The organism is Salicibibacter cibarius, assembly GCF_016495725.1.
Taxonomy (GTDB): Bacteria; Bacillota; Bacilli; order Bacillales; family Marinococcaceae; genus Salicibibacter; species Salicibibacter cibarius.
The window spans coordinates 1,016,806-1,040,430 of sequence record NZ_CP054705.1 but is presented as its reverse complement, the minus strand read 5'-3'; the positions used below and the strand labels follow the sequence as shown (position 1 = coordinate 1,040,430).

Below are 23,625 nucleotides of genomic sequence, written 5' to 3'. Positions count from 1 at the left end.
AGTACTTTGACTAGGTAACCGAAATAGTAACCAAGAGGTAACTAGGGTAACCGAAATAAAGTAATACTTATTGTTAAAAGATGATCCCTTTTGTACGTAATAAACTTTTGATCCAGTCATAATTTTCCTCGATAATCACCTTTGAATGGTTACCTTGGCCGAAATACATAATACAATCATGACCAGTATGACTTTTTATTTGTTCAACATTATGGAGGTTAACCATGATCTTCTCCCCGTTTGTTTTGCTCGTCACTTCTATGAACATTTGCAAACCTACCTTTGTTATGGTTTTATTTCAGATTCAGAAAGTAAAAACGTCTTCTTATTCCTACCGTTAACCTTCCTTTGTTTAGCTGTTAAATTATATTTTTCCTTTATATCTTTGGAAAACGCCCTTGTACTCCTAGGTTTAATCAGGTTATCCTCACACCATTCCTCATACACTTTAAAAGCGTCTGCCACGGGCTGATTAATAAAATCGTCTTGTTCGACCAACTCCAAATATTGTTGTATAGAATCGTTCTCATAGTGATACTCCTGGTTGAACTGTTCAACCTTGTCTGAATGGGTAAACCCGTTATTTTCATAAAGCCTGAAATAACCTTCAACAACCAATTTCACCCAATATTCTAGCGCTTTGTCCGTTGTAATCTTGGTGATAAACTTTGGGTCCTTATTGGTCGGTTTTGTATACATCGGGAGCCATAATATACGCCTCTTATATGCATCCCCTTTTTCCCACGATTTAAGGAGATGATTTGAGGTAAATATTAATGACGTTGTAATCGAAACTGTTTCAGAGTTCTCCCTCATCGCACGGATACTAATGTCGTCACATGTGCTGATGTTCTTCAATATTTTGATCCGCTCGTTATTAATAGGCTCGTCTTCAATGTCATCACCCAAGTTGGCCAAATTACCTTTAATGTTGTAAAGATACCTTTCATCAGCCATGTCTTTAATACTTAGTGACGAACAGTTATCCCTACCTAAAATGTTCCTTATGATTTCCAGCAACGTTCCCTTACCGTTCCCGCCGCTGCCAACGAACACAAAAAACTTGGCCAACAACCTTTTAAACTCTTTATCCGTAACGAGAGTATGTCCTAAAACTTCTAACACTAGGTTTTTATATTGTTCATCGCCTTCTGTCAGCATGTATAGGTAGTCGTCCACTTCTTTGACAGGCTCGGCATCCGGGGTGTACGGGATCTTGACGTAATAGGGCGTAAACTCTTTGAAGTCAATAGGGATGAACTTACCATTTCTTAAAATACCGTTGGAAAATTTAATATCAAACGCCTTATCATCCTCAATAAGCGGAGCCGTATAACGCATCTGCTTAATCACCTCGTCCATAAATGTTGTTTTTACAGCCCCTACCTCATTTGCCACCATTCGTCTAAGCCTGTGCTCATCATTTGTATATTCATCGTTTAAACGGAAATAGAGGTTATTTGTAAACATCACTACGTTGTACTTACGCATGATCAAATTAGCATAATCAGGCTCTTTCATGTCCTTCTTGTCCACGGGAATGTCATCCCTAGCCAACGTCTGAAATTCTTGGTCACTCAATGGATCGGCGAAAATGTGATTGTTGATGAAACGTAAGACTTGCTCCCAGTTGTCCACCAAACCCTGTATCTTGACCCGATGGTTGAACATGGCGTTATTCCTACCATCACCGTCGGATAACCCTTGTAAGTTCTGTAATGTTTTCCTTGTATGCAAAATGGAGGGTAAGTCTTCTCTAATTCCTGGGTTCTCTATTAGACGCTCCTCTCCATTTTGTTTGACGGCTGTTGCGTAGGTGTTTTTGTTATGTTTAAACTCCACGTTAAACCCTAGTGGAATAACCTTTGAAGCACCTTTAAAACCGTCGGGCTTTTTAAAGTAGAGATGGACACCCCTTGTCGTCCAGACCCTTTCTGTTCGGATGTTAAAGATGTCTAATATATTTTGGATAGTCTCTTTTGGTAAATCGTCAATGTCAACAACAAGGTCATCCGTTGTTAGGATGTATCCAGCATCTTGGAAAGCGTCATGAGTCTCTGCTATATCAGCACCTTTGGCGGCATGTTTTTCACCTGCTTTAAACTCGACATACATATACATACTCCTTCTTAATTTTCATTAGCCCCAGCGTTCCAGACGTTTCAACACGATTTGGTAATAGTGATCAATGTTAATGATCTTTTTAAAATCGTGGAACTCGGTTAATTCCCCATTAAACAAATACATGTCGTTTGACATATCGGGGAACATAACCAAACCTCCGTCTTCCCTCTTTTTGTATAGAGTGGTTCCTTTCCCCGGAAACGTTGGGAAAACCCGATTCACTTTGTTATACTGATTACCCTTATCGTCAAAAGTTCCTTGGTAAGTTGAACCAGCTTGGAGTACATATTGGAACAACATCGGTTTATCTAAATGTTCTTGTAGGTTGTCAATAATGTCCTTACCATAAACAAGATAATCAACAAGGCAAATGTCCAATATTCTAGCGCTGTTGTTTTGAAAGAACCTGTTCCCGCCGTATCTGTTCGTGTCCCCACCTTTGGTTTTAATGCTTCCATCTTTTCCCACAGCGATATAGTTGTTAACATCCCTTTGAAACCATTTGTCAAACTCATCCAATTCTAGGGTAAAGTTAAACTCCTGTTCCCAATCTTTCCATATTCTATGGAACTCGTTATTATGGGGAACAAACGCCACACCATCTGTGTTAATATTAATGATCGTTGCATGGTGTGAAAGTCTCCGGCATAATTCATACAAAATACACTGACCGTAGGCACAAATGGTCTTAGAAGCGTTCGGGTTTAGCAGATCGCTATACTTATTTTTCAAGTTTCCATATACACTGTTTAAAATCAGCTTTAGAGCGTCCGATCTTTCTTTATCGCCGTTTTCTTTCGCTTCCATGCGGTCTTGAATCATTTGGATGTATTTGCGTGTACCGTCCTCAAGCACTTTTTTGTGGGTTAGATTTTTGATGATACTGGGATACAGTGAACCAACATCCAGAAGTTTTACGTTATCCGCTTCTTTGATGGAATGGTGTACCCCATGCAACCCCCCGAAGCCCCATTCAATTTTGTTGTCGAACTCATGCGTAACTTTCTTACCCTTGTCTTTGGTTTTCCACATATCGACAACCTCAGCAGGAGCAAGGTTTAGGATATGTTCCGGCACTTCCAACCAAGCCCATTTTGTAAGAGACTTGTCTACCAAGATATTTGAAGAGATAGTCGTTGTGTTCCACTTATATGCGTTATCCGGGAAAGACTTATCCAACATACTGACAAGATATTCCTTGGGTTTGAAATAACTGTTCACGCGCTGCTTATAAACATCAATCGTCTGTTCAACGTCATAGGCACAATAGTTCAATGTCTCTTCCAGTTCTTCGTCAGTTAATTTCCTGTCGATATCAAACGGTATTTGAGATTCGTAAATAGCACGTCCCATGTTGGCTTCAATTTTTTTCAGACTTGGACGGCTGACATCAATTTGCTGGAAACAATCATAAGTTTTACAAGGGAGTTGGTTTGTTCGTTTTCGATCTCCGCCTATAATGTCGTCGTTGGTTTTTTTGATTTTTGATTGAGGAACATTCTTGGTCATTTCATATAAAATCACATCATCATAACCATAGTTGTTGAAACCCACTAACACCTTGTCTTGAATGAATTCACCTAATTGGGAAAAGCCATTAAGAAATGTGCGTATAGTGGCTTTGTTAATGTCTTTGAAAACAACCATGCTGTCATGTTTAAACACTTCCACGTCGTAGAACAATAGATTGTCTGTCACTGTCTCACCTTCCTTTGAAGAGAAAGGAGGGGAAGAACCCCTACCTTATTTCTTTTTCTTAGCAAACGGTTTGATCTCTGCATAAGGGAACTTACCAAAAGCGACCTTGACTTCCACCATGATCGATTTACCTTCTAATTCCTCCATGTTATCCGGAGAAATCCCAAACTTATCTTCAAACTTCGCGTATTGCTTTTTCTGCTTTTGTGGATTAACGAACCATTGTTTTTTAGCTTCCAAGTAATCCGCATAAGTCATCTTACTTTCGTAAGTGTCGCCTTCGTACTCAAATTCAATATGCATCGCTTTACCGTCGTCATGTACCTTTGTGACTTCCGTTTCAAAAATCTGACCCTCATCGTCCTTGGAAAATTTGCTGATCATTTTCACAGGCCAGAGAGCGTTAAACCGGTCGTAGGCGTAAACATCTTTACGATCCCCGACAGCTTGTCCCAGTTGATCAAAAGGAAGGTTAAAATATTCTTGACTCCATTCCTCAACCTTTTCGGCTTTGTCAGGATCATCAACAAATTTTCCTTTATCCTGATCGAACGATTGTTTGTTAAAATTGACTTCCCGGATTTCGCCGTTGTCCTCATCTAAAAATGTAAGCACCGCTTTGTTACCGTCGTTTTCTACGTCTACCAATTCCAATTGCTCTAATATTTGTTCACCCATGTTATTCATCCACCTTTGTTTCAAAGTTTAATTCCTTCTCGTTAAGGAGCATTTTTGCAAACTCATATTCTGCCTCATTACTGAATACAATCATGTAAGACTTACTCTTACTCCCCTTGTCCATCTGCTGACTAACCTGTTCCTTTTCCTTGTGACGGTTCTGGACCGTATTGATCGAATCAACTAGATTCATAGATTGCTTGTACTCAGCAAGGATTTCGTCCTTATTGTCCAGTGTCTGAAGGTGTTTAATTTCTTGATCCCGCTGTTCTAACCAATCGACAAGTTCCTTCTCGACTGTGTTTAAGGATGTTGACTTATTGAGGTGTTTTGCTTGTAGAAAATCCTCAAACCGGAAGAAGTCTTTAAATTGGTATTGTCCAATACGCTTATCCCAAAGGATTTCAATCTGCTCACGTTTACTTTGCCTTTCTTCTTCCTCAAGCTGTCTAACCTGACCCCTGACCGTTTCATCCGCTTCTTTGACAATCTTGACAATCTCTTTAACCTGTTTTTCAAACTCGTTATAAGGCTCAAGCATCTGTTTTTTGATGGAGATGCGCTTATCTTCAAGTTCTTTCACACGGCTGTTTATCGTTGCCAGCATCTTTTTAGATGTTTTGATATTTTCCTCGTCGACCTTCAAAACCTCAATCTGTTTAGCTAGATATAGCGCTTCGTCTTTCAGATTTTCATAACCATCGAAGGTTACATTTCCGGGTTGAACTTGAATGCTACTTACATCAATGGTTAGTTGTTGTTCTTCCATGTGATCCCCTCCTAATAAAACCGACTGGACTTGTGAAGCTCTATCAGTTTTGAATCCTTGTCCCTTCGGTTCATAAAGTAAAATTCCTTACACTGTTTCGTACTCAAATGTGTCATTGTTGCCGACAAATACGGGTTATATCGACCTGACCAGTTGTTTTTGACCTGCTCAATCTTTTTGGGATCGTAGTTGGACTCTAGAAACACCCAATCATAGGGACCTTTTGGAGCGTCGCTCATACTGGCAGTGTCGGTAGCGTAAATAAGCTTTTCGTTATCCTTGCTTGTCCATGTAAACCCATACGTCAAAACCGGATGCTCACACTCAAACGGAAGAAACGTGTAGTCGTCTGTCACAACATCAAACCCAGCGTTGACAATGGTATCTACAGGAAAGTATTGGTGTACTTCATAGTTTCCTAGAATTTGTATTTTCGGAAAGAACGTTCTAATACCCGCTAACGTGGGTCTTTTCATATGGTCACTATGCGTGTGGGTCAACAGCAAATATTTAACGTCGTAAAGGTGTTCTTTGATCGCCTTCATTCCCACACCACAATCCACCATTACATCATCTATAATCACGCAATTACCTTTGCTACCGCTCTGTATAATTTTATATTCCAATCCCTCACCACCTGTGTTACAATGTCCACAACTAAATATTGTTTTTCTGCCGATCAAGTTGCCGCTTGGTCGGCGTTTTGTACGTAATACTGGTATTCGGATTCGGTTAGGAGCGTGAAGAAAATGAGATCACCGTTCAAAGCTTTTACATGATACTCATTTTCACTTCCCTCATGTTCCCATGGTTCTATTTCATACTTTGAAAACAGTTGAAAAAACGCATCTTCACGCATCTGAATTTCCATTTGTCCGGTTAAGAAGTTTCGACTAACCCCGATGCAACCAGCACTTTGAAGTTCGCCCCACACATAATCCAATTCCCTCGCAGTTTCCATCACCGCTACTTTATAACTCACAAAACCACCCCTTCTGCTCGTAATTCATGGATGTAACTAAGCATCCGCTCTAAATGCTCGACTTTCACGGACAACATCGCATCACTGCTCATGAGTTCTACATCTTCGCTGAGATCGCTTAAGATTCGTTGCATTTTGGGTCCTCCTTATTAATGCCTTCGATTTTGATGTCGAGGATGTCTAATATATTTCTTGCGGAAAACCTTTGCCTGGGATTTAGGCAGTCGAAATACTGTTTGGCTGCTTCCTCCGGCGTTTGCTCGACTTCGTATCCGTAATAAACAGCAGTAGCGAAGTCTTTGATTGATAGATCGTTGAAACAGGCGTTTTTTGGATAAAGCCATGAATCTAGCGCATGTGCTATCACTAGATCATCGTATTCAAATACTTCTTCCCTTCCTGCGAGCCTTTCTTCCAACCTCTCCGCCTGCTCCCTCGTAAGCACCGGTTTTTCAATGTTCATTTATTCGTCCTCCTCCCTCTCCTTTTCAATCGACTCTGCCAGTCTGTTATAAGCGGACATTGTTTGCATGTAAGCAAGTTTGTCGCCGCCGATGCCCATGATTGGCCTGTGTTGTTTTGCCAATTCAGCTAGCCTTTCCATCTGAGACACTTTGTTTTGCAATCGATCCGATGAGCTTTCTGCCATATCTCCAAACATGTTTATCGCTTCTTTACAATCTCAAATGTGATCCATTGTCTGCCTGTCGTGTCCGTATCCATCCAACCTGTTTCATGATTTGGTTTACTTTTTGTCTCTTTTTCAGCGATCACGTTTGTGATATTCTCTTTATTTTCAATAACTCGACTAATCCAGTTTTCTGCGTTTATTGGCATGTTGATTCACCTCCCTTTAGAATATCGCCGCTAATACCATGCAACCGATGATAGAACAATAGAATAGGTGCAGGATGGTTGTGGGTTTAGGTTGCATGGGGTTGGTCCTCCAGAAACTTATTCACAAAATAGACCTGCCCTTTCCCGGTAACCTTCGGTGTTCGTGTTGTTCGTATAGACCCGTCTGGGTTATTAATGGTCCGTTTCTTAATCTCAAATAATTCTTTGTCCATGCTCCGCTGAGTCGGTAGATTGTAAGATTCGCCGTTTTGCTTAATGAGGTATCCATTTCCTCTAAGCCATTTGAAAAGGCGATTTTGACCAATCTCGACCCCGTTTTGTTTGAGGACTTTTGATAACTCCCCGACAAGGACGCTAGATGTTGATGTTTCGACGGCGTCGGCGAACATAACTTTGGGTTTGTCTAGCTGCATTTTCTGTTCGAGTTCGGTCACTTTTTGGTCAGCGTATTGTAACGCTCGTCTCATAACTGCTTCTGGGCTGTTCCATAGTTTTTCTAGTTGCAAAAAGTACTGGCGAGCCTGTTTACCTTTGTCGGTTCGTTGAAGCATGGATATTTCTTTTGCCATGTCTAGTTTTAGGTGGTGGTCTTGCGAAGGCCTGCCACCTCGACTTTCTTCCATAATTGGAATAAAGTCAGACCCTTCCTCAAAACCGTAACCAGTCATTCGGTTAAACCATGTTGTGTAGTTGCTGTTCACCTCCAAAAACTCATGCAGTTCTCGACCACTAACTAAAATATCTCCGCTTTCGCTTTCTTGTGTTGCGATTAGTTCGTTCATGCGCTCGCTCCTTTCAGTCCCCGTTAAATATTTGATTAAAATTCTTATCCAAGAACGCCGCCATTTCTTTAGCCTGAAAACTCCATGTTTGCCCTTGTGACTGTGGATAGTAAACGAATCCTTCAAGTTCCTTTTTGAATTTAGGACGGTAAAGAATGTTTTCTTTTAGCCATTCTTGTTTTTTTCCTGTCCGTTCTTCAAACTCTTTCATGCTCCAGTAGACTCCGGATAGTTGCTGCTCTTTCAAAGTCTGCAACTCAACTTTTGAAACAAGCACCTTATCTTCCGGGATCGAAATGGACAAATTCACATCTAATTGTTGCTGGGCGGTCATTTCACCGCCTCCTTTCTGGCATTCTCCGTGGACTTTTCAAACAGATATTCGATGTTTATATCTGGAAAATATGTGCGCTTAACTAGATAAGCTTCATCATACGTAAAGTCATAATATCCGTTGATTTTGTCGGACACAGTTGCAGCACGAACATTTAAAAGCTCCGCAACATCCTTAACTAGAATACTGCGACGCGCTAATTCCGCACGTAGATTTCTGAGCATGTTTACACCCACTTCCTTTATTAATTTGATATACTCAATTTCGTATCATGACCAAATAATATACTCAATTTCGTGTTATGTCAACAGGAAAATAGAAAATAAATATGAAATTTCGTGCATAAGGTGTTTACAAATGCGCAGAATAGTATATAATAATATGTAGGGATACGGTTTTTCGTATAAATTGGAGGTATCGATATGCAACCCGACAAACGAACTGAAATAGTTAAGAAACTAATCGGAGAAACTGAGCTAAGCACAAAAGCTTTTGCGGAAAAAGCAGGCTTACCATATACAACATTGCGATCTATGCTACAACGAGGAATCGGTAATGCCTCTGTCGATAATGTCATGAAGGTATGTAAAGCTTTGAACATCACCACGGATGAACTTCAAGAAATGGCTGAAAATAATACAGTGGATCTACCAGAGCTTACGAATAAGGACGAACAAGACATACAAAAAGAACTACAAAAAATGATCGACGGCTTAAGTAATGATGGATATGCCGCGTTTGACGGGAAAGAAATGGGTGATATGAACGAAGAGGATCGTGAAATGTTAATCCAATCATTGGAGTATTCCATGCGTATCGCTAAGAAAATGGCAAAACAAAAGTTCACCCCCTATAAATACCGCAAGTAAAGGAGTGAACAAGATGATCAAGGGGAAAGTCAATCAATTAAAAAGAAAATATGAAACAAGCTGCCCTTTTGAAATCGCTGACAGTTTAAATATCACGGTTTTGAACAGACCTTTAGGCAGCATACTTGGTTTTTATACGAAGCAGTTTAGAATGAAAAGCATTCATATCAATGAGCAAGTAAGTGAGAAAGAAAGGCTGTTTATTTGTGCTCATGAACTCGGGCATTCAGTTTTACATACGGACGCAAGCACACCTTTTTTGCGACGTAATACGCTATTTTCCACAGACAGAATAGAGAAAGAAGCGAATCTCTTTGCTGTAAACCTGCTTGCAGAACGATTGGAAGTAGAAAACACAACAATCAGCGAAGCTTTGCACGAATATAATATTCCGGAAGATTTGATCAATGAGTATATTCTATAAAGGAGGGGTGAAAAATGGCTAGTTTCCAAAAGCGTGGTAAAACGTGGCAATACACCATTAGCGCAAAACCTAAGCCGATCCGAAAGAGTGGTTTCCGCACCAAGAAAGAAGCGCAGGCGGCTGCTGCGGAAGTCGAAACTGAAATGAGGAAGGGGTTGCACCTCAACTCCAACCTGTACCGTTTGATGAGTATTTAGAGAATTGGATAAAGAGATTTAAGACAGATATCGAAAGCATCACGCTACAAAAGTATATGGATTCGCTCGGAGCGGTAAAGCGTTATTTTGGAGATGAGCCGCTTCAAAGTATAACAAGGAATGCGTACCAAGATTTTTTGAATAACTACGGAAAAAACCACGCCAAAACGTCGGCCCAAAAGTTAAATTCGCACATACGGGCTTGTATCAAAGATGCCATTGACGAAGGGATCATACGTGTTGATTTTACGAGGGATGTGGTTTACACTGGTACGCCATCTAAAAAAGCATCGGACAAACATCTGGGATACGATGAAAGCAAGCAATTGTTGCAAATGATTTATGACAGGTTGGACAGATCGACAACGCACTACTTGCTTTTGCTTGCGCTGACATCGGGAATGAGGTTCGGGGAGATTGTTGGTTTGCAAAGAAACGATTTCGATTTTTTTAACGGTATAATCAACATAAACAAATCATGGGGTTATAAGAAAAATATGCAAGATGGTTTCGGCGAGACAAAAAACGAAGCATCTGTACGCAAAATAAAAATTGATCATGAAACAATGAGGCGATTTAAACAGCTATTTAAAAACACACCAGAAAACATTTATCAACTTGTTTTTTACAGTCCTTCGTCAAAATATAAAGTCATAAACAACGGGACGGCGAATAATGTGCTGGTTGGCATGTTGGATGAATTAAAAGCACAACGTATAACTGTACATGGATTAAGGCACACGCATGCCAGCGTACTGTTGTACAAAGATGTATCCATACAATATATATCACGTAGGCTGGGGCACGCTGACATCGATACCACGTTAAACACGTATTCACACCTGATAAAAGAAATGGAGGAGAGGGATGAGCAAAGAAGCGTGGAGGTGTTTAACAGTATGCTTGTGTAAATTTTGTGTAAAACAAAATGAAATCCTGCTGTTTCTTGCCGTATTCTCCACACAAAGAAAATCCCTAAGAACGCTGATATGACAACATTCCAGGGATTTAAATCAATTTTTATCTTACCCTCATTTAACGTGAAAACGTTTCAGAGAGGCTTCCAAAACAGTTACAAAAACGATTAATAGCCGTCGCCTTCCACGTCATCGTCGACGAGTTCAACTTCTCGCAAATCATAATTAGCATCCGCTTTGTGAATAAGTCCTTCAACACTATCGGAAATTCCTGCGCGGAAATCATCGTGGGTCAACGGAAGTATCGTCGCGTCATCTATGATGATTTGCTGTGCTTCTGTGTAAATTTCAATTCGTTCATCGTCGTCTGCTTCTTGACGACCGGCATCCAAGAGATCATCGACCTCTTCGTTATCATAAAACGTTCGATTTCCCGGAGCGCCGTGGTTGTCGGAATGGAACAACGGATGCATCGCGTAGTCAGCATCACCGGTTACGGCTGTCCAACCGAGCATGACCATTTCAAATTCACCCTCAGCCGTTGTGTCGAGCAAAGCGCCCCATTCTTGTTGCTCAATGGAAAGATCCACACCTATTTCTTGCAAATCATCCTGAACAATTTCAGCAATCTGCAAATTCACCTGATCGACATCTTCAACTAGAAGCGTCGCTTCAAATCCATCTTCGTAGCCTGCTTCTTCCAACAAGGACTGCGCCTCATCAGGGTCATATTCAATCGGTTCCAAATCATCGTTGTAACCAAAAACGAGTGGGTTTAACGCGCCAATGGCTTCTTCCCCATATCCTTCAAAGATCCCTTCAATGATCGTGTCTTTATCCACTGCCATGTTAAGGGCACGACGGACATCCCGATCGTCAAAAGGTTCCGCTTCATTGTTCATGCCAATATAATCCATTCGTACACTTTCCACTGCAGAAACATTAGCGCCATCCATATTTTCCAATTGGTCCATTTGCGACGGTTCAATGTCATCCGCAATATGGGCCTCGTTATTTTCAAGCATGCTCATTCGGGTTAACTGCTCATCCACGACTTGATACGTAGCCGAATCAATGGAGACCGCTCCAGCGTGGTAATCATCAAATCGTGTAAGCACGGCTTCATTTCCCTGATCCCAGTTTTCCAATTCAAACGGCCCGGTACCTACGGGTTCCGTATCGAGGTTACGCTCCCCATTCTCCTCTTCTTCTATGGCCGCTGCGCTCATCATTCCACCACCATCATGGGCCAGGTGGAACTCTAATGGTGCGAAAGGATACTCCGTCGTAATATGCACCGTATGCTCATCAACCGCTTCGACGTCTTCAATCATCTCATACATGAACAGTTTCTCAGAGGCAAAATCCTCATCAGTGACCCGTTCTAAAGTGGCCACAACATCATCTGCGTCGAAAGGTTCCCCATCATGAAAGGTGACGTCTTCTTTTAAGTTAAACTCCCAAACATCGTCTTCAATTTGCTCGTAATCTTCCGCCAGTTCCGGTTGAACTTCCATATTTTCATCAAAATCCACGAGTTTATCGTAAATTTGAGAACGCACCTGTGTAGAAGATGTGTCATTAGACCCATGAGGATCAAGGTCAACCGCATCCGAACCCATCGCTAAAATTAAATCCCCGCCATCGCTGGATGCAGCTTCGTCATCTTCCACGTCTTCGCCGTTTTCTGCCGCATCACCCTCACCGTCTTCATCGGCATCTTGCGGATCGTCTGTACAAGCCGCAAGCATACCACCCAACGAAAGTACGAGCACACCGCCTACCAATTTGTGTTTAAATTTTTTCAAAATATTTCCTCCCCCTGTCTGATTTTAATGACAATAATGCCTTTCTCTATTTCTCCTTTATTGTAGCCGTTTATTCGTAGATTCTCAAGAAAAATTTTTCGTTTTTCTTAATTTGCCAATTAAAAAATCATAGACAAAAGTTTTGCGCCTTTATTCCGTCAGCATGGAGATATCGATATCCGTGACGGTCTTTTTTCCTGCCAGTGCCATCGTTATGTCCATATCCGCGATCATGTTTTGCAAGACTTCTTTCACTCCTTTTTCGCCGGCCACAGCCAACCCATACATCGGCGGTCTTCCTACAAGTACTGCTTTCGCTCCGAGCGCGATGGCTTTTACAGCATCCGCGCCTCTCCGTATACCGCTATCCATGAAAATAGGCATTTGCCCGCCGATAGCCTCGGATATACGCGGAAGCGATTCAAGGGCACTAACCGCTCCATCGACTTGCCTGCCGCCATGATTTGAAACAATGACACCATCCACGCCGTAGTTCGCGGCTCGTTTTGCATCATCAGGATGAAGAATGCCTTTTAACAAAATCGGCAAACGCGTATGTTCCCTTAAAAATTCAAGGTCGTCCCACGTCAAGCCCGGGTTGCCAAACGTTTGCGCCCAGTGCATGATAGCTGCCGTCGGATTTTCTTCAGGGGCTTTGGAAAGTTTGGAACGAAAAGCGGGATCTGTAAAATAGTTTCCTACGCCTTCGCCGATTAAAAACGGCAAATAGACATTTTTTAAATCCTGTTCCCGCCATGCCAACATAGGCGTGTCCAATGTGACGACAATGGCAGAATATCCCGATGCTTCTGCGCGCCGGATAAAACTGGCAGTGACATCCGTATCTTTGCTCCAATACAATTGAAACCAACGCTCTGCGTCCCCCATAACTTCCGCGATCTCTTCCATCGATTTCGACGATGCTGAACTTGTGATATAAGGAACGCCCAGCTTTGCACTCGCTTTTGCAGAAGCCAGTTCCCCGTCCGGATGAATGATCGATTGCACCCCGATAGGTGCTAACAAAAAAGGAAAAGGAGCGGTTTTGCCAAATAAATCAACCGTCAGATCACGATCTTGCACATCCCGAAGCATACGCGGGACGATTTTCCAATGGTCAAAAGCATGTAGATTTGCCTTCATCGTGCTCTCACCACCGGCACCCCCGGCGATGTAGTAAAATGGGCCGTCTTCCAATATCTCGCGGGCACGTGCTTCCCATTCCTCATAAATTACCGGAAGCCTGTCCGGATTGGGATTTTGCATTGTAGCATAGATTTGATATTGAATTTGATTTCCGAAGTTGGACATTTGTGGGTCTCCTCTCTAAAATTATGTAAGCGCTCACAAAAAATTATAGACTAAATGAAGATGAATAGGCAATCGTTTAATTTACAACAGATTCCTGTGAGCACCCATTAAATTCCTCTTTTACTGATGACTTCCGATCCATTTCCACTTCCGTTACAATAGAGGTGGACGTGAGTACGATGAGGAGGATTCAATCATGCAAGATGTAAGAACTATTTTACAAACAGAGAGAGATCGCCATCTGCGGGAGCTAAAAGAGTTGCTTGCCATTCCGAGTGTTAGTGCCTCACCGGAACATAAAAAAGATATCGAAGAAACAGCCAAATGGATGGCAAACGCGTTAAAAAACATCGGCATGGAAAACGTAGCTATCATGCCGACGGAAGGACATCCAGTCGTCTATGGAGATTGGTTGCATGCAAAAGGCAAACCGACTGTACTTATTTACGGCCATTATGATGTGCAGCCCGTTGATCCGCTTGAATTATGGGAAACGCCACCATTTGAAGCGGACATCCGCGACGGGAAAATCTATGCCCGCGGCGCTACGGATGACAAAGGGCAAGTGTTTATGCATCTCAAAGCAGTGGAAACGTTAATGGAAACACACGGAGAATTGCCGGTGAATGTGAAATTTTGCATTGAAGGCGAAGAGGAAATCGGCAGTCCGCATCTTGATGATTTCGTGGACAAAAAGCAGCAATTGCTAGACGCCGATGTCCTCGTCATTTCTGATAACCCGATGCTTGAAAAAGGACAACCGACAGTTTGTTACGGCCTGCGTGGCCTTGCCGGGTTACAAATCGATGTGACCGGTGCGAAAGGAGACCTTCATTCCGGGCTATACGGCGGTGGTGTCCCAAACCCATTGCATGCACTCGCCGATGTACTCGCATCCATGCATGATGATAAGGGACGCGTCAGCGTTGAAGGCTTTTATGATGACGTCGTCCCTTTGACTACGGAGGAAAAAGAAGCGTATGACGCACTCGGCCATGATGACGAAGCCGTTCGCGCTGACCTGGGAGTGCCGGCGCTCTATGGCGAGGAAGGATACACGTTTTTAGAACGGACATGGGTACGCCCAACGCTTGAGATTAATGGCATGCACGGCGGATTTCAAGGCGAAGGCATCAAGACCGTCCTGCCTTCGAAAGCGAGCGCAAAAATCAGTTGTCGGCTCGTTCCGGGCCAAGACCCTGATCATATTTTACAATTGTTGGAACAACATATCGAAAAGCATTCATCAGATGCTGTCACAGTTGAAACAACCCATTTTGACAAAGGTAAACCTTTCGTGACACCTTTTGACCACCCCGCGATACAAGCAGCAGGCGCCGCGCTTTCCAAAGCGTATGGAGCAGAGACCGCTTATACACGGATGGGAGGCTCGTTGCCGATCGCGGAAACGTTCAGCGATATTTTGGATATTCCGATTGTTTTGATGGGATTCGGACTGCCGACAGAAAATTTCCATGCGCCGAATGAACATTTCCATCTTGAGAATTTCGACAAAGGATTGGAAGCGATTTGCGACTATTACAGTTCGTTGGCTGAAAAACTGCAGTAAAAAAACCGATCCTTGCCATCGTGCAGGGATCGGTTTTTTGGTAAATGTGCTCGGCTAACCATTCATGGCGACCGAAAGCCGGTGTTAGCCTCCGTTTCGGTCACCATAAGTCGTTCATGGCTACCCATTCCATTCCACCTTCTTCAATTCGGGTTTCATGAACCGCTCATGACGAATGAAAACAACGCATTCACCCGCACTCGGGCTCCATGGGCCATCCATGGTGACCGATTTGTTGGAGGATTACCGATTTCGGGCGCCACAGCAAGTAAAAAATTCCTGTCCATCGGATAAGGCGATTAGGATTTTTCGTTAATGATTCCGTCTCTCTTTTTCTCTTTGATCTGCCTCATCGTGATCTGCTAGTTCGGAAGCATATTCTACGTGCCTTTCATCCTTTTCTTTCAGATGTTCGGGGGTTTGTGATAGCTTCGATTTGTCTTTGCCTTTGTTATTCCTTGATTGTCCTCTCGCCAACGTTCTCCCCTCCTTTCCTCCTTAATTTCCTACGTATTTTATACGGTTGCCTCTTCTTCCTGTTTACGCTTGTACACCCGAATCGACAGTAGAATACCTATTTCATACAAAATAATAAACGGCAGAACGATAAGAACATCCGTTAAAAAATCCGGCGGTGTAATCAATACCGAAATACAAAACAAAGCAAAATATGCATATTTGCGAACGTTTCTCAACGAATAGGGATTCAAAAGGCCAAATGACGTTAAACACATGAGCACGACCGGCAATTCAAACAAAAACCCTACCGGCAGAGTGGACATCACCATGAAGGAAAAATACTCCTGGGCGGTGATCATCATCTCAAAGTGCACTTCCCCGAGGTTCATAAGAAATGAAAACGCGAGCGGATGAATGACAAAAAAGCCAAACGCCAACCCTGTCACAAAACAAAAGAATATCGCCGGTATATAATTGAACAATGCAGCGGCTTCTTTTTCACTTAACGCCGGTTTTACAAAACGCCAAGCTTCAAACGCCAAATACGGCGCTGACAAACCGAGCCCAAGGACGCCCGATAAGGTAAAATAAAGCCGCAACGTATCGAGAGGGCCGAGCATCACCAAATGATGATCTCCGGTTAAAAAATCCACATAAAAACGAAGCAAAATAAAGATAGCGATAAACATAAACGCGAAAACGAGCAAACTCCGAATAACCGCGCCTCGTAATATAATAATATGTTCCATTGCCGGTTGCTTATCCATCGCGGTGCTTTCACTTGTAGCCATGTATAGACCCCCTCCGCCAAATCTTTTCCAAACATTAAGATCCCCGTAAATCATGAAACTTATTCAATGTTTAGCCGATAATACTTCAGGGTAAAGTGATGGTTGTTGAAAGTTTGACTAGCATAAGGAGTGAACACCATATGGCAAATCGCATTCATTTAGGAAAATCAGATGTATCCGTGAATCCAATAGGACTCGGGGCGAACGCAGTCGGCGGTCACAACATTTACCCGAATATGTTGGATGAGGAACAAGGAAGAAATGTCGTCCGTACCGCACTCGACAATGGCATCGATCATCTCGACACCGCCTATATATATGGACCCGAGCGCTCGGAAGAGCTGATCGGTGAAGTGGCGAAGGAATACAAGCGGGAAAACATCGTGATTGCCACCAAAGGCAGCAATAAATTTGTCGGAGAAGAAACAATAAAAGATAATTCCCCATCTTTCTTAAAAGAAGCGGTGGACGCCAGCCTCCGACGACTTAAAACCGACTATATCGATTTATTTTACATCCATTATCCGGATGAAGATACACCGAAAGCTGAAGCCGTCGGTGCATTGAAAGAATTGAAAGATCAGGGAAAAATCCGATCCATCGGTGTGTCCAACTTTTCGCCTGATCAATTGAAAGAAGCAAATAAAGATGGCTATGTAGACGTATTACAAGGGGAATACAACTTGTTGATCCGCGAAGCAGAACAGACGCTGCTTCCTTATACTGCACAGAAAAACATCACGTTCATCCCCTATTTCCCACTTGAGTCCGGTTTATTGGTAGGAAAATATAACGAAGACGATACATTTGCGGATGTGCGTGCACGCAGACCTTCTTTTCAAGGCGAGAATTTCAAACGTAACTTGGAAAAAGTAAACCAACTTCGAGCTATCGCCACCGCAAAAGAGGCCGAAATCGCGCATATCGTTCTCGCTTGGTACTTCTCGCGCCCATCGCTCGACGCGATCATTCCGGGTGCGAAACGGCCTGAACAAGTGGCGAACAACTTAAAAGTAGCCGATGTCCACCTAACAGAAGACGAGATTGAGCAAATTGATAAGATTTTTTCCTAAAAAAACCAAGCCCCAATATCGGGCTTGGTTTTTTCATCTTACTGCTGGCCGTTTTTCACCCAAGTAGCAACTTCTGCTGTTCGTCGCGCTTGGTGTTTAACCGCTTCTTCGATGTCTTCTTGCATATTCCCTTCGCCGTCAACCGTCGTGGAAGTTCCGTAAGGATTCCCGCCGGAGCTGAAAATCACTTCGTTGCTATATCCTGGTGGCACGATAATCGCGCCCCAGTGCATCATGGTTGTGTAGAGGGCATGAATGGTTTCTTCCTGCCCGCCATGTGGGTTCTGAGCAGAGGACATGCTGCTCACGACTTTATTGACAAGTTTTCCTTGCGCCCAAAGACCGCCGCCTTGGTCAAGCAATTGCTTCACTTGTCCCGGAACGTTTCCGAAGCGTGTCGGTGTGCTGAAAATAAAGGCATCTGCCCAGTCAAGATCGTCCGGTGAGGCTACGGGGACATCTTTCGTTTCTTCGAGGTGCTGCTCCCATGCCGGATTTTGTGCGATTGCCTCGGCCGGCGCGAGTTCTTGCGCTCGAGCGACTTTCACTTCATGACCCGCTTCTTTTAATGCTTCCTCTGCCCAACGTGCCATTTGATAGTTCGTTCCTGTGGAACTGTAGTAGATGACTGCAACCTTGACATTACTCATGAAATCTCCTCCTTATGTTTTCGACGGACGGTGCCCGCTCAAAATCTAATTTACTCATCAAGAGACAATCCTACTCGTTTTAGCAGCGCGATCATCGTTTCTTTTTCTTCGTCGCTCAACTGCGCGAATATGTTATGAACAGACGCTCGATGCTGTGGAAATACACGCGCCATAAATGTCTTTCCTGCTTCATTAATGGATGCATAAACGACACGGCGGTCCTCGGTGCAACGGATCCTTTCCAACATGCCTTTTTTCTCCAGTTTGTCAACGACATAGGTAAGGCTTCCGCTCGTTAGCAAAATCCGCTTTCCGAGTTGTTGAATCGGTTGATCGCCTTTATGATACAACAATTCCAACACCGCGAACTCCGACGGCGTTAACCCGTAACGCTTCATATCCGCTTGAGTTGCACTTGCAATGGCATGCTCAGCCTTCATTAACACAACGAGCAACTTCAACGATAGATCTTGTTCTTCCATAGGGCTCACTGCTTTCGGATTATTTATCTTGATTTCAAGATGAATTATATCAAGGTACAAGAAAGGTGTCAAATGTAAGTCAACTTTTTTATCACTTTATACACGGTGCTGTTCATAAACCTCTGCAGGAATGCTGTTTTGCAACCGTTCATATTCTTTTTCCGTTAACGGCTCCAACTCGGAAGCGCCGATGTTTTCAAGCACTTGTTGCGGCGTGCTTGCGCCTGCAGTCACTGATGTAACAGCCGGATGCTTCAACACATATTGAATTGCCGTTTGTGCGGCCGCTTCCATCCCTCGCATTTGCTGCACCTTTTCGGCAGCACGCATAATTTTCGCACGAGTGTGTCCGAGAAAACCGTTTGCCGGCGTTTTTTCAGCTGCTTTCATGCTCAACATTCCTTTTGCAACCGGTCCGCGAACAATGACGCTAACATCCTTTTCATATAAAAAATCAAGGAGTTCTTCTTCCGGGCGCCTGTCAAGGAGGCTGTACTGCATCATTACGCTGGAGATCCCCGTGCCCGCGTATCTCTTGATCACATTCGGACGAATCGAAGAAATGCCCCACTCCCGGATGTAACCGTCTTGCTGAAGTTCCTGAAAAGCCTCGACCGTTTCATCGATCGGATCCTCGATGGTCCCGCCGTGCAATTGATATACATCAAGATAATCAGTGCCGAGCCGTTTCAAACTGGCCTTACAGGCTTCTTTAATATACGCTTTGGAAGGATCCCAAAACCAATCATCCTTTCCTTCTTCCCAATGATTTCCACCTTTGGAAGCCAAAATAAAATCATCGCGTCGACCTTTGATGACCTTACCGAGCATTTCTTCAATTTCACCATATTTATATAAATCGGCGGTATCGAAATAATTCACCCCTTTTTCAAGTGCAGCGTCCACAATGGCCGTCGTTTTTTTCTGATCGAGGGGCAAACTCATCGTCCCTAACCCTATTTCTGATAGTTGTATGTCTGTCTTTCCTAATTGTCGATATTTCATCGCACATTCTCCCTTCCAGTCGTCTCTCGTTTGCTTTACCCGTTATGGTTGGTTTTCATTCGTAAAAAACAAAAATGTTGACACATTCATCAGTTTAGTTATAAACTGAAAGCGAAGGAGGGACGCCATGGGTTTATCAAAGCACGATAAGCAACGAGGACTGCTCTTGTGGTTCAGGCTTGCCCATTTTTTTCAGCAAAGTGTCAAAGCATCCAACCAGCACTTGGCGCCATATGATCTGTCGATCGCCCAATTTGATCTCCTCGTCCAAATCGGAACGCATCAACCGATCACACAGCAAGAACTGGCGCAAAAACTGCTCGTCTCAAAGGGCAACATCACGCAATTGATTAAGAGAATGGAAAATAGAGCATTAATTACACGCAGACAAGAATGGAAAACGAAATATATTACATTAACTGAGCAAGGAAAGGAACTCTACCAAGAGGTCGTTCCCAAACAAGAAAATTTTCAAGCATCTCAATTCCAAACGTTGGACAAAGACGAACAAATACAATTACTCCATCTTTTAACGAAACTCCAAAAACAGGAGGGTTTATAAACATGGAATTAAAAGGCATTCACCATCTCTCGGCACTTACGGCCAATGCACGCGAAAATGTTAAATTTTATACCGAAATCATGGGCATGCGGCTCGTCAAAAAAACAGTTAATCAGGATGACGTTGGCGTTTATCATCTATTTTACGGCGATGAGCGCGGGAATCCCGGCACTGAGCTTACGTTTTTCGAAATCCCGATGGCTGCACCCAACCATCGCGGAGCGAGCAGCATATCCGGGACCTCGTTAAGAGTGAAAAATGATGAAGCCCTTGACTATTGGAAGAAACGGTTTGAAGCGCATGACGTGAAACATGAAGATATTCGCGTGCGCGCAGGACGAAACACCCTTGCCTTTGAAGATTTTGAAGATCAACGCCTCCTTCTCGTCTCTGATGAAAATAATACAGGCGTCGCGGGTGGGGTTCCATGGGAGCAGGCACCAGTGCCGCAAAAATACGGCATTCTCGGTCTTGGCCCCATTTACCTGACCGTTCGTGACCCCGATCCTACAGCCCAAATCTTGACAAAAGTGATGGGGTTCCGCAGAAAAGAGAATGCCGACTATACAGCCGATGACGGCGATGTCCTCGTGTTTGAAACCGGCGAAGGTGGAACCGGTGCGGAAGTGCATATCGTAAAAGCGCCGGAGCTTCCCTTTGAACGCCAAGGACGAGGCGGCGTTCATCACGTCGCTTTTCGCGTTGACAACGAAGAAGAGCTAAAGAAATGGATCAGCCATATTAACGACACCGGATTGCCGAACTCCGGATTTGTCGAGCGTTACTATTTCCGCTCCCTTTATTTTCGCGAACCAAACGGGATTTTATTTGAACTCGCCACCGATGGTCCCGGCTTTGACACCGATGAAGATCTTGCTCATTTAGGCGAATCGTTGGCGTTGCCGCCCTATCTAGAATCGCAACGCGAGCAAATTGAAGCAAAACTAAAACCGCTGGATACGAAGCGTTCTTAAGGAGGAATGACCCATGCATCATATTTTCAAAGAAGGCACAAACACAAAAGCGCCGGTTCTTTTACTGTTGCACGGAACTGGCGGGGATGAAAACGATTTACTGCCTTTGGCGCAAATGATTTCGCCTTCATCATCCGTTTTAAGCGTTCGCGGTAATGTGTCCGAAGGGGGCATGCCGAGGTTCTTTAGACGGTTGGCCGAAGGTGTTTTTGACGAAGAAGATCTCGTAAAACGAACGAAGGAGCTTGCGGAGTTTCTCGACGAAGCAGCCGCAAATTACGGTTTTGACCGGCGGCAAATCGTTGCCGTCGGTTACTCCAACGGCGCAAATATCGCTGCCAGCTTGCTTTATCACTATGAAGATATACTGAAAGGCGCGATCCTACATCACCCGATGGTGCCGTTGCGGAATGTCACGCTCCCCTCACTCAAAGAAACGCCTGTATTCATCGGAGCCGGAAAACAAGATCCGATATGCCGCCCGGAAGAGACGGAAGAGCTGGCCACCACCCTGGAAGCGGCCGGATCAAACGTCGCCTTATTTTGGGAAAATGCCGGCCATCAACTCACGAAATCTGAAATCGAGGCTGCAAGCGAATGGTTTCGGAACAATTTTTAAAGATGCTTTTCAAGGCATCTTTTTTTTTACGTGCTACAATAAGGAGGTGAGTATTTCCCAGCAAAGGAGTCCTGTTACGTCATGAAGAAGCGTATATTTAACCCAAAGGTATGGATCATCCTCGCGATCATCCTCGTCGCCTTTAATTTACGCCCGGCAATCACGGGTGTCGGGCCGCTGATCGGCATGATCCGGGATGATCTGCAACTAACGAATAGCGAAGCAGGAATACTCACGACCCTTCCCTTGCTCGCGTTTGCCGGCCTTTCCATCGCCTCCCCAAGGCTAGCGAGAAAATGGGGGCTCGAATGGGCAATTTTTGCAGGGCTTTGTACGTTACTCATCGGCATTCTCTTGCGATCAGGAGGGTATCCTACCACTTTATTTATGGGAACCGCCATTATTGGCATCGGCATAGCTATCTGCAACGTCCTTTTACCTGGATTTGTAAAACTGAAATTTGAAAAGCATACAGGCGTTATGACGAGTGTTTACACAACAGCGATGAGTTTGTTTGCAACCGTTGGTTCCGGGCTCAGCATCCCTCTTGCCATAAATCTCGGATTGGATTGGCAAGGCGCACTCGTATTCTGGTGCACGATTACCGTAACAGCCATGGCGGTTTGGACGAGTCAACTCCGAAGTGCGCAAAAGCCCGCCGAAAATGGAGGACGCGAAGCAGAAGCCCCAAAACTATGGCGCTCTCCACTCGCCTGGCATGTCACCGCGTTTATGGGGTTACAATCCACAATTTTTTATAGCTTGGTCACGTGGCTCCCCGAGATCGTGCAAGCGAACGGGATTAATGCCGCAACAGCGGGATGGTTACTTAGTTTTATGCAACTTTGCGGGCTGCCCGCCAATTTTTTAACACCGATCCTCGCCTCGCGCATGCAAAATCAACGAGTCATCGTGTTAGTCATTATCTTTTTTTATTTAATCGGATTTAGCGGATTATTGTTTGTCGGAAATTCTTTGCCCCTCCATTTTGTGTTCACTTCATTTATTGGAGCTTCCATGGGGGCCAGCATAAGTCTGTCTTTTATTTTATTCAATTTACGAACGACCTCGGCCCCGCAAGCCTCCCAGCTATCGGGTATGGCCCAATCGTTCGGTTATTTACTGGCAGCTGTCGGACCGATATTACTCGGATCCCTTTATGATTTCACAAGTGCGTGGACCTTGCCACTGCTGATCCTCACCGGCGCCAGCCTCCTCCTCGCGATCGCCGGATGGAACGCCGGGAAAGATACGTATGTGTTTTCGAGGAAGCCGGTGCGTGCTCGTTTGTAATCTATGAAAATCTTATTTTCCTGAAAATGAACGATATGAATATTCTTTTAAGAAAAGAGAAAAACGGTCATGGATTTTCTTAAAATCCATGACCGTTTTTCTACAGGTATCTCGGAAACCGTCAACCTCCATAAACAGCTGTCGATCTTTTGCTCAGTATGTGGAAGTTTTTTAGCTTAATTCTAAATAAAGATGATCTACTGGCTACCGTGATCTCAAACACATAGTTACTGATTCGATAGTTCGTGCCAGAATTCGCTCATTTTCGCCGTCCTTCATTTTTGGCCATCTTGAACTTTTCTTTTTCAGCGCCCGTTTCCTTTCGAAGTATACCTTTCCCTGATATAGGATGGAAATAATAGTTACTATGCATTACGATTTAGATCATCTTCCTCG

At 43.8% G+C, this 23,625-nt stretch carries 30 protein-coding genes; 10 read left to right on the top strand and 20 right to left on the bottom strand.

Features of this window, described 5'->3' with window-relative positions:
• Window positions 1-285: 285 nt before the first annotated feature.
• The 13 genes from HUG15_RS05285 to HUG15_RS05225 form a co-directional block, all read right to left on the bottom strand.
• The gene (locus HUG15_RS05285) at window positions 286-2,115 is read right to left on the bottom strand and encodes a DNA primase family protein (RefSeq protein ID WP_200127637.1); all 1,830 of its coding nucleotides are present in this window, start codon (window positions 2,113-2,115) and stop codon (window positions 286-288) included.
• Between the two features lie 24 nt (window positions 2,116-2,139).
• On the bottom strand, window positions 2,140-3,648 hold the full coding sequence (locus HUG15_RS05280) for a hypothetical protein (RefSeq protein ID WP_246516505.1): 1,509 nt from the start codon (window positions 3,646-3,648) through the stop codon (window positions 2,140-2,142).
• A gap of 219 nt (window positions 3,649-3,867) precedes the next feature.
• A complete protein-coding gene (locus tag HUG15_RS05275) occupies window positions 3,868-4,500 on the bottom strand; it encodes a hypothetical protein (RefSeq protein WP_246516504.1) in 633 nt (210 codons plus the stop codon).
• A gap of 1 nt (window position 4,501) precedes the next feature.
• Complete coding sequence (locus HUG15_RS05270) at window positions 4,502-5,269, bottom strand: DUF1351 domain-containing protein (protein ID WP_200127633.1); 768 nt, start codon at window positions 5,267-5,269, stop codon at window positions 4,502-4,504.
• 11 nt (window positions 5,270-5,280) lie between these two features.
• The gene (locus HUG15_RS05265) at window positions 5,281-5,895 is read right to left on the bottom strand and encodes an MBL fold metallo-hydrolase (RefSeq protein WP_246516503.1); all 615 of its coding nucleotides are present in this window, start codon (window positions 5,893-5,895) and stop codon (window positions 5,281-5,283) included.
• A gap of 53 nt (window positions 5,896-5,948) precedes the next feature.
• Complete coding sequence (locus HUG15_RS05260) at window positions 5,949-6,251, bottom strand: hypothetical protein (protein WP_200127631.1); 303 nt, start codon at window positions 6,249-6,251, stop codon at window positions 5,949-5,951.
• The gene (locus tag HUG15_RS05255) at window positions 6,248-6,385 is read right to left on the bottom strand and encodes a hypothetical protein (protein ID WP_200127629.1); all 138 of its coding nucleotides are present in this window, start codon (window positions 6,383-6,385) and stop codon (window positions 6,248-6,250) included. The genes HUG15_RS05260 and HUG15_RS05255 overlap by 4 nt, the downstream gene beginning before the upstream one ends.
• Window positions 6,370-6,714, bottom strand: a complete 345-nt coding sequence (locus tag HUG15_RS05250) for a hypothetical protein (RefSeq protein ID WP_200127627.1) — start codon at window positions 6,712-6,714, stop codon at window positions 6,370-6,372. The genes HUG15_RS05255 and HUG15_RS05250 overlap by 16 nt, the downstream gene beginning before the upstream one ends.
• Window positions 6,715-6,912 (bottom strand): hypothetical protein, encoded by a 198-nt coding sequence (locus HUG15_RS05245; protein ID WP_211202348.1) that lies wholly within the window; start codon window positions 6,910-6,912, stop codon window positions 6,715-6,717.
• A gap of 2 nt (window positions 6,913-6,914) precedes the next feature.
• Window positions 6,915-7,088, bottom strand: a complete 174-nt coding sequence (locus tag HUG15_RS05240) for a hypothetical protein (RefSeq protein WP_200127623.1) — start codon at window positions 7,086-7,088, stop codon at window positions 6,915-6,917.
• A gap of 86 nt (window positions 7,089-7,174) precedes the next feature.
• A complete protein-coding gene (locus HUG15_RS05235) occupies window positions 7,175-7,891 on the bottom strand; it encodes a phage antirepressor KilAC domain-containing protein (RefSeq protein WP_200127621.1) in 717 nt (238 codons plus the stop codon).
• Between the two features lie 13 nt (window positions 7,892-7,904).
• The gene (locus HUG15_RS05230; RefSeq protein WP_200127619.1) at window positions 7,905-8,225 is read right to left on the bottom strand and encodes a DUF771 domain-containing protein; all 321 of its coding nucleotides are present in this window, start codon (window positions 8,223-8,225) and stop codon (window positions 7,905-7,907) included.
• Window positions 8,222-8,449, bottom strand: a complete 228-nt coding sequence (locus HUG15_RS05225; protein ID WP_200128849.1) for an XRE family transcriptional regulator — start codon at window positions 8,447-8,449, stop codon at window positions 8,222-8,224. The genes HUG15_RS05230 and HUG15_RS05225 overlap by 4 nt, the downstream gene beginning before the upstream one ends.
• 198 nt (window positions 8,450-8,647) lie before the next feature.
• On the opposite strand from HUG15_RS05225, the gene HUG15_RS05220 reads away from it, so the two are divergent.
• From HUG15_RS05220 to HUG15_RS05210, 4 genes are read left to right on the top strand one after another with little or no spacing between them, the layout of a single operon-like run.
• Entirely contained in the window at window positions 8,648-9,094 is a 447-nt protein-coding gene (locus HUG15_RS05220) for a helix-turn-helix domain-containing protein (protein ID WP_200127617.1), read from the top strand.
• A gap of 13 nt (window positions 9,095-9,107) precedes the next feature.
• Window positions 9,108-9,518 (top strand): ImmA/IrrE family metallo-endopeptidase, encoded by a 411-nt coding sequence (locus HUG15_RS05215; protein WP_200127615.1) that lies wholly within the window; start codon window positions 9,108-9,110, stop codon window positions 9,516-9,518.
• Between the two features lie 14 nt (window positions 9,519-9,532).
• Complete coding sequence (locus HUG15_RS23465; protein WP_343073148.1) at window positions 9,533-9,715, top strand: Arm DNA-binding domain-containing protein; 183 nt, start codon at window positions 9,533-9,535, stop codon at window positions 9,713-9,715.
• A gap of 8 nt (window positions 9,716-9,723) precedes the next feature.
• Window positions 9,724-10,626, top strand: a complete 903-nt coding sequence (locus HUG15_RS05210; protein ID WP_343073162.1) for a site-specific integrase — start codon at window positions 9,724-9,726, stop codon at window positions 10,624-10,626.
• A gap of 173 nt (window positions 10,627-10,799) precedes the next feature.
• Here HUG15_RS05210 and HUG15_RS05205 read toward each other — a convergent pair whose 3' ends face one another.
• On the bottom strand, window positions 10,800-12,440 hold the full coding sequence (locus HUG15_RS05205) for a glutathione ABC transporter substrate-binding protein (protein WP_200127613.1): 1,641 nt from the start codon (window positions 12,438-12,440) through the stop codon (window positions 10,800-10,802).
• A 150-nt stretch (window positions 12,441-12,590) separates the two neighbouring features.
• Window positions 12,591-13,751, bottom strand: a complete 1,161-nt coding sequence (locus tag HUG15_RS05200) for a lactate 2-monooxygenase (protein ID WP_200127611.1) — start codon at window positions 13,749-13,751, stop codon at window positions 12,591-12,593.
• 196 nt (window positions 13,752-13,947) lie between these two features.
• On the opposite strand from HUG15_RS05200, the gene HUG15_RS05195 reads away from it, so the two are divergent.
• Complete coding sequence (locus HUG15_RS05195) at window positions 13,948-15,321, top strand: dipeptidase (protein ID WP_200127609.1); 1,374 nt, start codon at window positions 13,948-13,950, stop codon at window positions 15,319-15,321.
• A gap of 312 nt (window positions 15,322-15,633) precedes the next feature.
• Here HUG15_RS05195 and HUG15_RS05190 read toward each other — a convergent pair whose 3' ends face one another.
• Window positions 15,634-15,798, bottom strand: a complete 165-nt coding sequence (locus HUG15_RS05190; RefSeq protein ID WP_200127607.1) for a YfhD family protein — start codon at window positions 15,796-15,798, stop codon at window positions 15,634-15,636.
• A gap of 38 nt (window positions 15,799-15,836) precedes the next feature.
• Window positions 15,837-16,571, bottom strand: coding sequence for a twin-arginine translocase subunit TatC (tatC, locus tag HUG15_RS05185; RefSeq protein WP_200127605.1), 735 nt, complete (start codon window positions 16,569-16,571; stop codon window positions 15,837-15,839).
• A gap of 140 nt (window positions 16,572-16,711) precedes the next feature.
• Here tatC and HUG15_RS05180 point away from each other — a divergent pair, with 140 nt between their 5' ends.
• On the top strand, window positions 16,712-17,644 hold the full coding sequence (locus tag HUG15_RS05180; RefSeq protein ID WP_200127603.1) for an aldo/keto reductase: 933 nt from the start codon (window positions 16,712-16,714) through the stop codon (window positions 17,642-17,644).
• 38 nt (window positions 17,645-17,682) lie between these two features.
• Here the strand turns inward: HUG15_RS05180 and wrbA are convergent, their stop codons facing one another.
• The 3 genes from wrbA to HUG15_RS05165 form a co-directional block, all read right to left on the bottom strand.
• Window positions 17,683-18,294, bottom strand: coding sequence for an NAD(P)H:quinone oxidoreductase (gene wrbA, locus HUG15_RS05175; protein ID WP_200127600.1), 612 nt, complete (start codon window positions 18,292-18,294; stop codon window positions 17,683-17,685).
• Between the two features lie 50 nt (window positions 18,295-18,344).
• Window positions 18,345-18,776 carry a MarR family winged helix-turn-helix transcriptional regulator gene (locus HUG15_RS05170; protein ID WP_200127598.1) on the bottom strand — a complete coding sequence of 144 codons (432 nt, stop codon included), beginning with the start codon at window positions 18,774-18,776 and terminating at the stop codon, window positions 18,345-18,347.
• Window positions 18,777-18,872: 96 nt separating this feature from the next.
• A complete protein-coding gene (locus HUG15_RS05165) occupies window positions 18,873-19,781 on the bottom strand; it encodes an aldo/keto reductase (RefSeq protein ID WP_200127596.1) in 909 nt (302 codons plus the stop codon).
• A gap of 127 nt (window positions 19,782-19,908) precedes the next feature.
• On the opposite strand from HUG15_RS05165, the gene HUG15_RS05160 reads away from it, so the two are divergent.
• From HUG15_RS05160 to HUG15_RS05145, 4 genes are all read left to right on the top strand, one after another.
• Entirely contained in the window at window positions 19,909-20,343 is a 435-nt protein-coding gene (locus tag HUG15_RS05160; RefSeq protein ID WP_200127594.1) for a MarR family winged helix-turn-helix transcriptional regulator, read from the top strand.
• Between the two features lie 2 nt (window positions 20,344-20,345).
• Window positions 20,346-21,317, top strand: a complete 972-nt coding sequence (locus HUG15_RS05155) for a ring-cleaving dioxygenase (protein ID WP_200127592.1) — start codon at window positions 20,346-20,348, stop codon at window positions 21,315-21,317.
• Window positions 21,318-21,330: 13 nt separating this feature from the next.
• Window positions 21,331-21,936: an alpha/beta hydrolase gene (locus tag HUG15_RS05150; protein ID WP_200127590.1), complete on the top strand. Its 606-nt coding sequence runs from the start codon at window positions 21,331-21,333 to the stop codon at window positions 21,934-21,936.
• A gap of 81 nt (window positions 21,937-22,017) precedes the next feature.
• Window positions 22,018-23,229, top strand: coding sequence for a CynX/NimT family MFS transporter (locus tag HUG15_RS05145; protein WP_200127588.1), 1,212 nt, complete (start codon window positions 22,018-22,020; stop codon window positions 23,227-23,229).
• Window positions 23,230-23,625: the final 396 nt, after the last annotated feature.